The organism is Enterobacter chengduensis, assembly GCF_001984825.2.
In the GTDB taxonomy this organism is placed as follows: Bacteria; Pseudomonadota; Gammaproteobacteria; order Enterobacterales; family Enterobacteriaceae; genus Enterobacter; species Enterobacter chengduensis.
The window spans coordinates 3,004,230-3,018,431 of the sequence record NZ_CP043318.1 but is presented as its reverse complement, the minus strand read 5'-3'; the positions used below and the strand labels follow the sequence as shown (position 1 = coordinate 3,018,431).

General features: G+C 57.3%; 14 protein-coding genes. 6 read left to right on the top strand and 8 right to left on the bottom strand.

Annotation, left to right across the window (positions count from 1 at the left end; all coding sequences use genetic code 11):
- The first annotated feature begins 28 nt into the window (after positions 1 to 28).
- Positions 29 to 679, top strand: coding sequence for a tellurite resistance TerB family protein (locus FY206_RS14655; RefSeq protein ID WP_032641284.1), 651 nt, complete (start codon positions 29 to 31; stop codon positions 677 to 679).
- A gap of 85 nt (positions 680 to 764) precedes the next feature.
- Positions 765 to 2,825 (top strand): oligopeptidase B, encoded by a 2,061-nt coding sequence (gene ptrB / locus FY206_RS14650; RefSeq protein WP_077064182.1) that lies wholly within the window; start codon positions 765 to 767, stop codon positions 2,823 to 2,825.
- Here ptrB and exoX read toward each other — a convergent pair.
- The 3 genes from exoX to FY206_RS14635 all read right to left on the bottom strand — a co-directional run bounded on the left by exoX (position 2,822) and on the right by FY206_RS14635 (position 4,500).
- The gene (exoX, locus tag FY206_RS14645) at positions 2,822 to 3,484 is read right to left on the bottom strand and encodes an exodeoxyribonuclease X (protein WP_032641280.1); all 663 of its coding nucleotides are present in this window, start codon (positions 3,482 to 3,484) and stop codon (positions 2,822 to 2,824) included. The genes ptrB and exoX overlap by 4 nt on opposite strands.
- A 24-nt stretch (positions 3,485 to 3,508) precedes the next feature.
- Positions 3,509 to 4,159, bottom strand: coding sequence for a carbon-nitrogen hydrolase family protein (locus FY206_RS14640; protein WP_032641278.1), 651 nt, complete (start codon positions 4,157 to 4,159; stop codon positions 3,509 to 3,511).
- A 110-nt stretch (positions 4,160 to 4,269) separates the two neighbouring features.
- Positions 4,270 to 4,500, bottom strand: coding sequence for a DNA polymerase III subunit theta (locus tag FY206_RS14635; RefSeq protein WP_013096102.1), 231 nt, complete (start codon positions 4,498 to 4,500; stop codon positions 4,270 to 4,272).
- 137 nt (positions 4,501 to 4,637) lie between these two features.
- Between FY206_RS14635 and yobA the strand changes: the two genes are divergently transcribed.
- The 3 genes from yobA to FY206_RS14620 are packed head-to-tail and all read left to right on the top strand — an operon-like array spanning position 4,638 to position 6,235.
- Positions 4,638 to 5,009, top strand: a complete 372-nt coding sequence (gene yobA, locus FY206_RS14630) for a CopC domain-containing protein YobA (protein ID WP_032641276.1) — start codon at positions 4,638 to 4,640, stop codon at positions 5,007 to 5,009.
- A gap of 1 nt (position 5,010) precedes the next feature.
- Complete coding sequence (copD, locus tag FY206_RS14625; RefSeq protein WP_032641274.1) at positions 5,011 to 5,880, top strand: copper homeostasis membrane protein CopD; 870 nt, start codon at positions 5,011 to 5,013, stop codon at positions 5,878 to 5,880.
- A gap of 16 nt (positions 5,881 to 5,896) precedes the next feature.
- Positions 5,897 to 6,235: a YebY family protein gene (locus FY206_RS14620; RefSeq protein ID WP_032641272.1), complete on the top strand. Its 339-nt coding sequence runs from the start codon at positions 5,897 to 5,899 to the stop codon at positions 6,233 to 6,235.
- A 384-nt stretch (positions 6,236 to 6,619) separates the two neighbouring features.
- On the opposite strand, the gene FY206_RS14615 is transcribed toward FY206_RS14620, so the two are convergent.
- Complete coding sequence (locus FY206_RS14615; RefSeq protein WP_032641270.1) at positions 6,620 to 7,582, bottom strand: VirK/YbjX family protein; 963 nt, start codon at positions 7,580 to 7,582, stop codon at positions 6,620 to 6,622.
- A 166-nt stretch (positions 7,583 to 7,748) separates the two neighbouring features.
- Here FY206_RS14615 and pphA point away from each other — a divergent pair, with 166 nt between their 5' ends.
- Positions 7,749 to 8,393 carry a protein-serine/threonine phosphatase gene (gene pphA, locus FY206_RS14610; protein ID WP_032641267.1) on the top strand — a complete coding sequence of 215 codons (645 nt, stop codon included), beginning with the start codon at positions 7,749 to 7,751 and terminating at the stop codon, positions 8,391 to 8,393.
- A gap of 34 nt (positions 8,394 to 8,427) precedes the next feature.
- Here the strand turns inward: pphA and FY206_RS14605 are convergent, their stop codons facing one another.
- From FY206_RS14605 to yebS, 4 genes are all read right to left on the bottom strand, one after another.
- Positions 8,428 to 8,667: a YebV family protein gene (locus tag FY206_RS14605; RefSeq protein WP_008500472.1), complete on the bottom strand. Its 240-nt coding sequence runs from the start codon at positions 8,665 to 8,667 to the stop codon at positions 8,428 to 8,430.
- 105 nt (positions 8,668 to 8,772) lie between these two features.
- The gene (rsmF, locus tag FY206_RS14600; protein ID WP_032641265.1) at positions 8,773 to 10,221 is read right to left on the bottom strand and encodes a 16S rRNA (cytosine(1407)-C(5))-methyltransferase RsmF; all 1,449 of its coding nucleotides are present in this window, start codon (positions 10,219 to 10,221) and stop codon (positions 8,773 to 8,775) included.
- 71 nt (positions 10,222 to 10,292) lie between these two features.
- Positions 10,293 to 12,926, bottom strand: a complete 2,634-nt coding sequence (locus FY206_RS14595) for a PqiB family protein (RefSeq protein ID WP_032641263.1) — start codon at positions 12,924 to 12,926, stop codon at positions 10,293 to 10,295.
- A complete protein-coding gene (yebS, locus tag FY206_RS14590; RefSeq protein WP_032641261.1) occupies positions 12,895 to 14,178 on the bottom strand; it encodes a membrane integrity lipid transport subunit YebS in 1,284 nt (427 codons plus the stop codon). The genes FY206_RS14595 and yebS overlap by 32 nt, the downstream gene beginning before the upstream one ends.
- Positions 14,179 to 14,202 lie beyond the last annotated feature (24 nt).

Here is a 14,202-nt window from a genome sequence, read left to right as displayed (position 1 = left end):
ACATGTACACCGTTAAGTGAGGGAAACCATGTCTGGCTGGCTAAATCAACTGCAGTCCCTGTTAGGGCAGAAAACATCCTCTTCCGGCGAGCGGGACCTCAGCAAGCTGCTGGTGCCCGGGGCGCTCGGCGGGCTGGCAGGCCTGCTGGTCGCGAATAAATCCTCGCGCAAGCTGCTGGCAAAGTATGGCACGGGCGCGCTGCTGGCCGGTGGGGGCGCCATCGCGGGCACCGTTCTGTGGAACAAATACAAGGACAGGGTTCGGACCGCGCACAGCGATGAACCGCATTATGGCGAGCACACCTCGCCGCTGGATCTGCGTACCGAACGGCTCATTAAGGCGCTGGTTTTTGCCGCGAAAAGTGACGGGCATATCGACGATAAAGAACGCTCGGCGATCGAGCAGCAGCTGCGCGAAGCCGGTGTTGAAGAGAAGGGCAGAGCGCTGGTGGCGCAGGCCATCGAGCAGCCGCTCGATCCCCAGCGCCTGGCGCAAAGCGTGAAAAATGAGGAAGAGGCGCTTGAGCTCTATTTCCTCAGCTGCGCCGCCATCGATATCGATCACTTTATGGAGCGAAGCTACCTTAACGCCCTGGGCGACGCGCTGAAGATCCCTCAGGACGTGCGCGAGGGCATTGAGCGGGATATTCGGGAACAAAAACAGGCGTTACAGGGATAGTCCTCGCCGTTGCGGCCCGGTTTCGCTTGCATCATGCGTGGGTTTTGCCAACCTTATAGGGTGTAAAACTCAAAAGAAAGATGACATGCCACCGAAAGCCCGACGTATTCCTTATGCGATCGCCACGCATGGCGATACGCGTATAGACAACTATTACTGGCTGCGGGACGATTCGCGTTCCCGGCCAGAGGTGCTCGACTACCTGCACGATGAAAACGACTATGGCCGCAGGGTCATGTCCAGCCAGCAGACGCTGCAGGACCAGCTGCTGAACGAGATGGTGCAGCGCATTCCCCAGCGCGATATCTCCGCGCCCTGGACCAAAAACGGCTATCGCTACCGCCATATTTACGAGCCCGGCAACGAGTATCCCATCTACCAGCGCCAGTCGGTGCTCAGCGCCGAGTGGGATGCGTGGGATATTCTGCTGGATGCCAACCAGCGCGCGGCCCACAGCGAGTTCTATACGCTGGGCGGCATGTCCATCTCGCCGGATAACGCGGTCATGGCGCTGGCGGAGGATTATCTCTCCCGGCGCCAGTACGGCCTGCGTTTTCGCAATCTGGACACCGGCAACTGGTATCCGGAAATGCTGGAAAACGTCTCACCGGATTTTGTCTGGGCCAATGATTCCGAGACGGTCTATTACGTTAAAAAGCACGCGTCGACGCTGCTGCCTTATCAGGTGTGGCGACATACCGTGGGAACGGACTCCGCTGGCGACGAGCTGGTTTACGAGGAGAAAGACGAGACCTTTTATGTCAGCCTGCATAAAACCTCCTCTCGCCACTATGTGATTATCTTCCTTTCCAGCGCGACGACGTCAGAAGTTCTGCTGCTGGATGCCGAACTGCCCGACGCCCAGCCGCTCTGCTTCCTGCCGCGCCGCAAGGATCACGAGTACAGCCTGGATCACTTCCAGCATAGCTTTTATCTGCGCTCGAATCGCGAGGGGAAAAACTTTGGTCTCTATAAAACCAAGGTGCGCGACGAGCGCAAGTGGGAGGTGCTTATTCCCGCGCGGGAGCAGGTGATGCTCGAAGGGTTCACCCTGTTTACCGACTGGCTGGTGGTTGAAGAGCGCCAGCGAGGGCTGACCAGTATCCGGCAAATCAACCGAAAAACCCGGGAAGTGGTGGGGATTGCGTTCGACGACCCGGCCTACGTGACGTGGATTGGCTTTAACCCTGAGCCCGAATCGTCGCGGCTGCGCTACGGCTACTCGTCCATGACCACGCCGGACACCCTGTTCGAGCTGGACATGGATACCGGGCAGCGCCAGGTGATTAAGCAGACCGAGGTCAAAGGGTTTGAGTCTGAAAACTACCGCAGCGAGCACCTGTGGGTCACCGCCCGCGACGGCGTCGAGGTTCCCGTCTCGCTCGTTTACCATAAGACCCATTTCCAGAAAGGGAAAAACCCGATCCTGGTCTACGGCTACGGCTCCTACGGCTCAAGCATGGACGCCGATTTCAGCAGCAGCCGATTAAGCCTGCTCGACCGCGGCTTTGTTTTCGCCATCGCCCATATTCGCGGCGGCGGTGAGCTGGGGCAGCACTGGTATGAAGACGGGAAATTCCTGAAAAAGAAAAACACCTTCAATGACTATCTCGACGTTTGCGATGCGCTGATCGATCAGGGCTATGGCGATCCGCAGCTCTGCTTTGGCATGGGCGGCAGCGCGGGCGGCATGCTGATGGGGGCGGTTATCAACCAGCGTCCAGAGCGCTTCAAGGGGATTGTCGCGCAGGTGCCGTTTGTCGATGTGGTGACGACCATGCTCGATGAGTCCATTCCGCTGACCACCGGGGAGTTTGAGGAGTGGGGGAATCCGCAGGATGAGATTTACTACCGCTACATGAAGTCGTACAGCCCGTACGACAACGTGGAGGCGAAAGCCTACCCGCACATGCTGGTCACCACCGGTCTGCATGATTCTCAGGTGCAGTACTGGGAGCCGGCAAAATGGGTGGCAAAACTGCGGGAGCTGAAAACCGATGACAACCTGCTGCTGCTCTGTACCGATATGGATTCCGGACACGGGGGGAAATCGGGGCGATTCAAATCGTACGAAGGCGTGGCCCTGGAATATGCCTTTTTGATAGGCCTGGCGCAGGACACGCTGCCAGGCCGTGCGGAGCGTTAGGCGTCGCCGAGATAGTGCTTCAGCGTTAAGCGCAGCTCCGGGCTCATTCTGTCGAGGTTGTTATACAGCCAGCGCAGATAGCCCGGGTCCTTATCCGCCACCTCGGACACCGGCTTCCCGCGATATTTACCAAAGGTAAAGGTGGTCAGCAGCGCGGGACGACCGGTGATCGTCGCCATATCATCCGGCGTCCAGCCTGAGGTATTCATAATATCAATCAGCAACGCGGCGGTGATATAGCAGTCATACAGGGCGCGGTGATGGTGAAGCCCCTCAGGGGTACGGACGCTGAGCTTGCGGGACTTGTATAGCGCCATGTTACTGTATTTAATTCCCGGCCAGAGACGGCGCGCCAGCTTCATGGTACAAATCCATTCCCCCGGCATTTCAGGCAACACGCGGCGGTCAAAGCTGGCGTTATGCGCGACGTACCACGGGCTACCGTAGTAGTGGGGAATTATCTCTTCGATCCACGGCTTATCCGCCACCATCGATTCAGTAATCCGATGGATAGCCATCGCCTGAGGGCTGATGGGGCGATCGGGACGCACCAGATGGCTCATTGGGTTGACGATTTTACCATCAACCACGTCGACAGAGGCCACTTCCACAATTCCGCCCTGAAGATCGCAAGTTTCGGTATCGATGACGCGCAGCATTGAAAACTCCTGAGCTTAAAACGCCTAGCCTAAAGGAATGATATCGCCTTGCCAACCCTCTCCGCCGAGCGTGCCGGTCAGCAGCAGCTCGCCCTTATCCGCGCGAACGATCAGCTGGCCCCTTTCATCCCACAGGGCGCTACCGCCGCAGGCGTTTGCCATCAGCACCGCAATGGCATATTTATGCGCGAAGCGCTGCAGGGTGCTGATGGACTGCCGCCAGCGGTTATCTTCGACTGACTGACAGCTGGTAACCAGCGTGGCTCTGGGGTCGAGATTGGGGGAATCGGCATGGGCTTCAAGAATGCTGAGCTGCTTTTCCCCCGGCACCAGGCTGGCACCGCTACCCTGCGGGTAGCGCAGAATGCGGCGGCGAGCGGGCGTAAACAGCGCGAGGCCTTTCAGGCGCTGGCCGTTTCGCTCCAGGGGGAGCCCTGCAATCACGGTAATCCGGTGAAAATGCGCCGCCTCGAGCAGCGGTTCCAGCTGCGCGTCGCCGGGTGGAGGAGGTAACGTCGTTGAACCCGAGCCCGTTAACGAGAGTTCCGGGAAGACCAGCAGATCGCACCGCTGCCGCGCGGCTTCGGCGATGAAGCGCAGGTGATTCGTAACGTGGTCATCCACGCTCTGATGCTGACGGCCATACTGGGCTGCCGCTATATTCCAATGTGACATCGTGACTTCCTTATACACTGAGTCGCAGAGATTTAAGAATACACCTAAATTTATCAGGGCTTTCTTATCCTGCCAAATTCCGCGTAAGGAAGTGTAACGACTCGTTAAGCTTATTTAACTTTAGGCTCGTACGGTAAACGGGAAAGGTTAACCGAGGCGAGACGGTGGGCGATTAATCTTTCGCGAAACCAGTCGCGCAGATGGGCGGGCTGTTCCCGCTCAACGACTTCAGCCACGATGGGCATGTTGTAACGCTCTTTGAACGCGACGCCAGCGGCAGCGAGATCGACATTCACTTTATCCATCTCGTCCTGTGGAAGGGCGGCCAGATTGATCTTCATTACCTTCTCCTTTTTATGCGGCGGCAACGTTACCGCGATTGCACGACGATGACAAGCGGAGGCAGGATGATCCTCGACGCGTTTATTATACAGCGTTATTCTTTAGCATACAGACATAACAAAAAGGAATGATTGCGATGGGTTTCCCTGTTTCCCGCGCGGTATGCGCACTGGTTTTTGTGGCCTCGACAATGATGACCCCCTCCGTGCTGGCCCATGCACATCTAACACAGCCGATCCCGGCCGCAGACAGCGTGGTGAGCGCTCCGCGGGCAATTACGCTGAATTTTTCAGAGGGTATCGAACCGGGATTTAGCGGCGTGGTGGTGACGGACGCGCAAAAGCAGGTCATTAAAACGGGTACCGCTACGCGAGACGACAAGAACAAGGCTCAGCTCACCGTTCCGCTGGAACACGCGCTGGCATCCGGGACGTATCGGGTAGACTGGCACGTCGTCTCCGTGGACGGCCATAAAACCAAAGGCAGCTATCGCTTTAGCGTGAAATAGCATGCTGGCGCTGTGTTATATCGGGTTGCGCTTTATCCATTTCGCGGCGCTGATGCTGGTTTTTGGCAATGCGCTTTACAGCGTCTGGTTTGCGCCTTCCTCTCTTCAGCGGCTGATGTCGCGACGTTTTGCCCGACGGCAGCGCGTGGCATCACTAATCAGCCTGACTACCGCGATGGTGATGTTTGTGCTGCAGGGCGGGCTGATGGGTGACGGCTGGGGGGACGTGCTTAACCCTCTGGTCTGGCAGGGCGTTCTGGGAACGCAGTTTGGCAGCGTCTGGCTGTGGCAAATCATTCTCGCCGCGATGACGGTCGGTACCGCATGGCTGGCGCCGCTGAAAGGTTCGCGACTGCTGCTGCTCGCCATGGGCCAGCTTATCCTGCTGGCGGGAGTAGGGCACGCGGCGATGAACGACGGCCCGCTGGGGGCGTTACAGCGGGTTAATTATGCCTTCCATCTGATATGCGCCGCGACCTGGCTTGGTGGATTACTGCCCCTGCTGTTCTGCATGCGCCTGGCGAAGGGGCGCTGGCAGAATGCCGCCATCTTTACCATGATGCGCTTCTCGCGCGTTGGCCACTATGCGGTCGCGGGCGTGCTGCTCACCGGCGCGATCAATGCGCTATTGATACTGGGCGTCCACATTCCCTGGCAGGCTGGCTACGTGCAGTTTTTGTTGTTCAAATGTGCGCTGGTGGCGTTGATGGTGGTAATTGCGCTGGCAAATCGGTATTTTCTGGTGCCACGGTTTCGTCCGGAGAGCGGGCGAGCACAACAGATTTTTATCAGGATGACACAGGCAGAAGTGGTGCTGGGCGCGCTGGTACTGGCAACGGTCAGTCTGTTCGCCACCTGGGAACCCTTCTGACAAGGTTAAATATCATATGAAAAAGACAGTACTTACACTCATATTGCTGGCCTGCACCGGGAGCGCGTTTGCCGCACCGCAGGTTATCACCGTTAGTCGTTTTGAAGTGGGCAAGGACAAATGGGCGTTCAACCGCGAAGAGGTGATGCTGACCTGCCGTCCTGGCCATGCGCTGTATGCCATCAACCCGAGCACGCTGGTGCAATACCCGTTAAACGATGCCGCAGAGCAGCAGGTCGCCAGCGGCAAGAGCAGCGGCCAGCCGATTAGCATTATTCAGATCGATGACCCGGCGCATCCTGGACAGAAGATGAGTCTGGCACCGTTTATCGAGCGCGCCGACACGCTCTGCTAACGTTCAGGTTTCCAATAAAAAACCGCAGATGCTTGCGAAAGCACTGCGGTTTTTCACATTTAATGATGCTCTGGCGCTTTTTTTCCAACCGCTTTAGCTGTGGACTGGAAAACCTGGCGTCGTCATCTATTCTTAAAAGGCAAGGCGACTTAGCCTGCATTAATGCCAACTTTTAGCGCACGGCTCTCTCCCAAGAGCCATTTCCCTGGACCGAATACAGGAATCGTATTCGGTCTCTTTTTATCTGCATGAAAGTAAAAGACTCATCCTTGCATTGTCTCACTTCTGCAGCGCACGTCCTGTGCGGCTGGTTAAAACATAACACACTACGGCAGGCAGTCGTCCAGCCCTTTTTGCCTGTTTTGTTAAATTTTCGTGTGTAATTCAAAAAAGCGCGCGCGGGGTTTGAAAGTGCGACTTAACGGACGCCTCTATCTCATCGAGCAGCTCAAAGCGACGGCGGTATTCGGCTCGTTTTTTACTGGCAATCTCTTCGAGGGATTTCCGCTCCATCTGTAGCGGCAACTGCCAGCAGAAGGCCGAGAGCTTTTTGCCGTCCAGCGATCCCCAAAACTCATCGTAGCTGGCGTGGAAATGGCGGCCTTTGCTCAGGCGATATCGCAACGCGCGGAAAACGTGCCCCTCGTCGCTGACGGCAAAAATCGCCCGGACAGAGGACTGCGCGGCCAGCTGGAAAAGGACTTCCATCAAAACGCGCTTAGGGAACAGGCCGTGGCAGGCGCGGGTGGCCTGCTTAATGACGTCTCGCGATACGCTGCGACGGGGGCCCTGAAGCCCGCCGATGACCATGACTGGCTGTCCGTTGCTGCGCGCGACGCTAAAGGTCAGGCTGGCCAGCAGCGTATTCTCGCTGTCGTGAAGCCACAGGGTGCTTTCGCCTTCACGCTCGGCTTTACCCGCAGAGGACGCGTTGACCGTAAAGATTACACCGTCTTTGGCATGAAACTGCGCGATGGTTTGCTCCAGCGGGCTGGTCAGGGCCTGAGCGAGAGCGCTCTCTTTCAGGCTATCAATCCAGTAATAGTGGTTAACAATCGCGTCGGCGCGATCGTTAGCCGTCAGGCCACGCATCAGATACTGCCGGTGGGTCTTGCTGGGCAACGTAATCTGTGAGGCGAGCAGCTTGTCGAAATCACCCCGGCCGGAAAGGGCTTCCAGCATGCGGCGTGTAGAGGACCAGAACAGCAGCGAGCGTAAAAGAAACTTCAGGCGATATTCGCGTTTCCGCCAGATTGGCCCCGGCACGCGTTTGCCGTTTACCAGCTCGGAAATAATATTTGTGCGATGCGGGTAAAAAACATCGTTATGCAGGTGCGTATTAGACACGTGAAGACCCCTCTTTTTTTCTACCCTTATTCTAAAGAGCCAATAAAAAGGGATTAATAGTGTGAGGATCTTTATTTCTGTTTGGTTTACCGTTTGTTTCACTTGGTGAGGACCGCGCCTGGCTGTTGCCTTTTCTACGACGGCTATACTGTTAAATGGAGGTGCTATGTATCAGCGAATTGAAGGTGGAATGTGGCGTCACGTCTGGGTTGTCAGCGATATACACGGCTGTTATCAGTGGCTTATGGATGAGCTTAAGCGCCGTCACTTTAACCCGTATGAGGATTTGCTTATTTCAGTCGGGGACATGATCGACCGTGGCCCTGACAGCATTAAATGCCTGCAGCTAATGAATGAAAAATGGTTTCGCGCGGTGCGGGGTAACCATGAGCAAATGGCGCTCGACGGTCTGGATAATAATGATTTTTCTCTCTGGACGATAAATGGCGGAATGTGGTTTGCGCATCTTGAACGCGACCAGCAGGCGCTTGCGCTGTCGTTGCTCGACGCCTGTCGCGATTTACCGCATATCATCGAGATAACCTGCGCGAACGGTCTGAACGTGATTGCCCATGCTGATTATCCGGCCGCGGAATACCGCTGGCAAAAACCGGTGAGCGCCCATCGCGTCTTATGGGACCGCGATCGGCTGATGGGATTTATGGTAGGCAAAGGGCAGGGCATCAGCGGCGCGGATCATTTCTGGTTCGGACATACGCCCGTCGACAAAAGGTATGATTTTGACAATCTTCACTACATCGATACGGGGGCGGTTTTTGACGGTTACTTTACGCTGGCGCAGCTGCAGTAATAAATAACCCGCCTTCGGGCGGGTTCTCTTTAGGTCAGGCAAGACGCATGACCCAGGCATCGGTTTTACTATCGTAATGCTCACGGTAAAGGACAGAATGTTCGCCATCAAGTATTGCCGGAACGCTGGTGTCTGCATCCCATGCATCGAGCTGCATGCACAAATCCGGGTCGGATTTGCAGGGAATACTTAACGTTCGATCGCCTTGCGCTTCGCCGCGCAGCTCTGCGTCGTCGATCTCAAAAGCGCCAATACGCACGCTGGTTTTCGTCATAGTGCTCTCCGGGTCGGTTGTCAAAATCTGGTATGACCAGTACGGTCCCCATTTTTGATCGTAGACAAGGAGAGCAAAATCGCCAGTAAAAAAATGCGCTTTTTTTCAGGCCGTGCGATCGTTACCGGTAAACAGCCGACCGTCCCGAACCAGCTCGCGCGGATAGCTGTTTTTCAGCCTCGAGCCGACCTTTTTGGCCAGCCCCAGCGGGTAGCCCTGATACGTCACTATCACTTCATCACCTGATGGGGTGCCGTCCGGATAGACATCGCGACCCCGGTACCACTCTTCGGCTTCCTGATGCGTCAGGGCAAAGGTATTCTCGTGGCCGGCAAGGGCGATGGCGGCCTCATGCTGCCAGCGATAGCCTTTATTATGCACTTCCGCCAGGCGGATCCCGATACGGGAAAAACGGATCTTTCCGATAAGCGGCTCTATCTCAGCCGGGAACAGCCATATCTCTTTATCGCGCATCCAGAGGTTCAGGCTCTCATCCCAGACCAGGCCAACCTTGCGGGCGGCGGCTTCAAGCTGCGCAGCGTCGCGACCTTTAAGAGGGGCAAACGGGAAGTTGCCCACCTTGAATTTCGGTGCAGGCAGGGGAGCAATCCCCTGCGTTTTACGCAGACGCGCCACAAAGAATCCTTCGCAGTCGTAGATCTGCGGGAACACGTGGAGAAACCCCTCGGGGGTCAAGGCCTCTTCTGCTGACTTGAACAGATCGTTAAGCGGCAGAAACTCGACTGCCTCCGGATATTGCGCCTTCAGCCACAGGCAGACGTCTTCGTTTTCATCGCGGTTTAAGGTGCACGTTGAGTAGACCAGCGTGCCGCCGGGGCGCAGGGCATGAAATGCGCTCTCGATCAGCTCGCGCTGGGTGGCGGCAATCTCAAGGTTGCTCTCTACTGACCAGTTCTTTAACGCATCGGGATCTTTACGCACCACCCCTTCGCCGGAGCAGGGGGCGTCCAGCAGAATGGCGTCGAAGGCTTCCGGTACGGCGGCGCCAAACACGCGTCCGTCGAAGTGGGTCAGGGCGACATTGTGAATACCGCAGCGGCTAATGTTGGCATGCAGCACCTTCACGCGGCTGGCGGAGAATTCGTTAGCAAGGATCGCCCCGTGGTTGCCCATCCGGGCGGCAATTTGGGTGGTTTTTGAGCCCGGCGCGGCGGCAACATCCATCACGCGTTCAGGCGCGTTGCCATCGGCAAACAGGGCGGCTACCGGCAGCATGGAGCTGGCTTCCTGGATATAGAACAGGCCGCTCAGATGTTCAGCGGTACTGCCCAGCGGCAGTGAGGCTTCGTCATCGCGTTCGATCCAGAACCCCTCAGCACACCACGGTACCGGCGTCAGCTGCCAGCCGTACGGGGAGACCAGCGCCAGAAAATCCTCGACGCTGATTTTCAGCGTGTTGACGCGAATACTCCGGCGCAGCGGACGCTGGCAGGCGGCGATAAAATCGTCTAGCGACAGGTGAGAAGGAAGCGCCTCGCGCATCTGCGCCAGGAATTGTTCAGGAAGAAATACGGAGTTTTGAGCCACGGGCATACCACAGGGAAAAGTTCAGGCGCGCAGTGTAACATAAAGGCTCCGGTGCGGTGACACCGGAGCCTGTCAGATTAACGCGGCAGGGCGGTTCCCCATTCGCGCCACTCTTTTGGTTCGCTCTCGAGCAGCAGGAAGTGTTTACCCGGCTGCGCTTTTGGCGCCAGCGGCGTTCCCGGCGGCGTGGCAAACGCAATGCCGCCGCGAATGAACTGGTTAAAGGTGCCGGTTTTCACCACGCCGCCCGTCAGGCCAAAGTCCAGCGAGTAGCCGGATGCCAGCCAGAATACCGAGTTATTACGCACCAGGTGCTGATATCGCTCGCTGATGCGTAACGCCACCATGACGCGGTCGGACAGCGTGCCGAGCGTGAGGCCCGTAACCGTCCCCACCTCAATGCCGCGGAACAGAACCGGCGTGCCGATATTTAGCGAGCCCGCTTCCGGCACCTCCACCACGATGCTCAGGCCGCCCAGGTAGCGCGAATCGGTGATCGTGGCTTCCTGCAGCTCGAAATCACGACGGGCATTGCCCTGGCCAGGCTCAACGTTGATGTACGGCTGTAAAATGGTGTCGAGATGCTCAACGCCCGCCGCCGAGATCTGCGGCGTGACCACCGAGAAGCGCGAACCCGTGCGGGCAAAGGTTTGTACGTATTCAGGGTAAAGCACGGCGGTGGCCTGCACTTCATTGCGCGAGGTGATTAGCGTCAGCTTCTGAATCTGCCCGATATCAATGCCCAGATAGCGGATAGGCATGCCTTCCGCCAGCTTACCGGCGTCAAAGGCGTGCAGGGTAATCTGCCCACCCACGGCACGCGCGGCGGTTTCGGACGGGAAGAGAATCCGCTTATCGCCTTTGCGCAGATTCGCGCCCGCGCCGCTGAGGTTATCGAAGCTAATCGCCCCTCGCAGGGCGCGCGAGAGCGGGGAGGCCTGCACGGTCAGCCCGTTACCGTTGAGCTGAACTTTCGCGCCGCCTTCGGCCCAGAAGACGCTGTTCGGCGTCAGCAGCTTGCGATATTCCGGCTTGATGTGGAGTTCGATATCAAACGCGTCCGCGCGTGGGCGAACGGCGATCACTTCCCCGACTTCAAACTTGCGATAAAGGACCACGGACCCTGCCTGAACGTCCGGCAGCGTCTCGGCGCTTAAGGTCAGCGTGGTGGTAGGCAGATCGCCCAGGCTGTTTTCAATGGCTTTCTCCAGGTTGGCATACAGCGGGTAGCTGTCGCGCACGGGGCCTTTGTCGCCCGGCAAAATGCGGATGCCGCCGTTGACCCATTCGCTGGCGCTGGCACCGAGGAACTCCACGCCGTCCAGACCCACCTTCACGTCAACGCGGCTGTTCACCACGAATTTGCTGTCGCCATGCACCAGGTCGCTGTATTGCGGATCGATGGCGACCGAGAAGGTCACGCCATTCGCCGAGAGCTTGCGCTCCAGCACCTGGCCGACCTGCACGCCGTGTAAAATCAACGGCTGACCGGCTTCGATGCCGTAGCTTTCTGGCGCATTCAGCGTGACCGTCACCACGCCCGGCTTTTGCAGCAGCGCTTTATCCGCCGGGGCAATCACGAAGCTGTTGCTGGGCTGACCTTCACCCGGGATCAGCTCAAAGGTATTGCCGGTCAGCAGGGTGCTGAGGCTGGCATCGTTCAGGGAGATCTTTGGACTGCGCATCTCGATGCGCGTTTTCTCGCGCAGGAGATCGACCACGCTCGGATCGACCGTCATTTCTCCGGTAACCGATCCGCCCGGGTTGAGCGTCATTTTAGTGAGCTGGCCTACCTGCAGACCCTGATACATCAGCGGCGTTGAACCGGCTTTCAGCCCCTTAGCATCGGGCAGGGCGAGCTTGACGATCACGCCGCGCTGGCTGTGCGCCAGGTCGGCATACAATCCGAACGAGTCATCAGCGGTGGCCGGGCTCGAGTTTTCCGGGGAGTCAAAGGCAATAGCGCCATTCACCAGCGCGGCCAGGCTTTCCAGCTTCACCTTCGCACCGCTCAGGCTGAGGTCCGCATCCACGCCGGACACGTTCCAGAAGCGGCTGCCCTTTTTCACCAGATTGGTGAAGCGACGCTCGATCAGCACGTCGATGGTGACGCCCTGTTTATTCGGGTTGATCGCGTAATCGTACACGCGGCCAACGGGGATCTTACGAAAATAGACCAGCGAACCGCTGTTCAGGGAACCAAGATCCGGCGCCTGCAGATGGATCATCAAATCGCCGTTGTTGAGGCGATACTTGGGCTGCGTATCCAGGGCAACAAAGTGATCCTGCGGTTCGCCTTTGCCCGGCATCATGCCAATGTAGTTACCGCCCACGAGGGCATCCAGCCCGGACACGCCGGCCAGAGAGGCTTTCGGCGTCACCAGCCAGAACTGCGTTTCGCTGCGCAGGGCATCCTGCATGTCAGATTTGATACTGACCCGCACCTGAATCTTGTTCAGCCCTTTTCCAAGGGAGATGTCCTGAACCGTCCCCACCTCAACCCCCTGGAAGCGAACGGGCGTTCGCCCGGCGACGATGCCGTCGGCGGTCTGGAAATCAATGGTGACTGTACTCCCGCGATCTTCATAGCTGGTCCAGATCAGCCAGCCCGCAATCATCAGCGCGATGACGGGCAGCAGCCAGAATGGCGAAATGCGGCGTTTAGTTTTAATTCTCGCTTCAGTCGGCGAAGCGGGGGTTTCCTGACTCATGTGCATCCCAAAGTAAGCGGCTATCCAGCCATTCCACAGCAAGAATAGTTAATATCACCGCAGAGCCGAAATAAAAAGCCGCGGGTCCCATTGTAAAAGCAAGTAACTGATCGCGATTGATGAGCGACATCATCAGCGAAATCACGAAGAGATCTAACATTGACCAGCGGCCAATCCAGGTGACGAATCGCAGAAGCAAAATGCGGGTCCGTAAGCCCTGTTCACACTTTAAGTGAATGCTGATGAGCAGGGTAAACATCACTACCACTTTGGTAAAGGGAACCAGAATACTGGCGATAAAGACAATTGCCGCTACCCCGACATTGCTGTGCGCAAGGGAGATAATCCCCGAGAGGATAGTATCCTCCTGGCGCCCGCCATTCACGTAAATGATGGAGATCGGCAGCATATTGGCCGGGAGCAGAAACACCATGGAGGCAATCAGCGCGGCCCAGCATTTTTGCAGGCTGTTGTTACGCCGCAGCCTCAACGGAATATGGCACCGCGGGCAGCGTCCACGCGCGTCCGGCAGCCCGGTATAGTGGCATCCCAGACAGACGCGCAGATTTTCATCGGGACGCGTGGCGGGGCGCTGAGGGTAAAACCGCTCCCAGAGCTGCTCAACGTTCAGGTGAATCAGCGTCAGGATGCTCAGCAATACCAGGCAAATGAAGGCAAAGAGCCCGATACCGGGCTGCAGGAAGGCATAATCCTGCACTTTTATTGACGCAACGCCCACGCCTACCAGATAAATATCGAGCATCACCCACTCTTTAAGCTTATCCAGCATCAGCAGCACCGGGCGAAGGTTCATGCCGAGAATATTGCCAAACCAGAGATAGGCAATGGCGGCGACCAGCACCAGCGGTGCGCCAACGGTGCAAAACAGCACCATGGCGGCGGTAATCGGATCGCCCTGACGCGTCATCTGCCAGATCCCCTGCAGCACGTTGGCGTCAATGCGTACGCCGAGCAGGTAGAGCTTCAGCAGCGGCTCGCTCCAGGCGAAGGGCATCAGCAGCAGCATGGTGACGGCCATGGCGGCGAGGCGGGTTAGCGACCAGTCGCGACCATCACGAATTTTGGCGTCGCAGCGGGGACAAAAAGCACTTTGGTGCGATTTCATCTTCGGCAACATAAAAAGCGTATCGCACTGGGGGCAACGCTGATAATGTGCACGTGGCAAAGCTTCGCTTACCGTATGGACGGTTATCTTTCTTGTCGGCGTAATTTTGGTTGTTTTTAAGGCCATCAGCTGCGCACAAATAAGTATTGT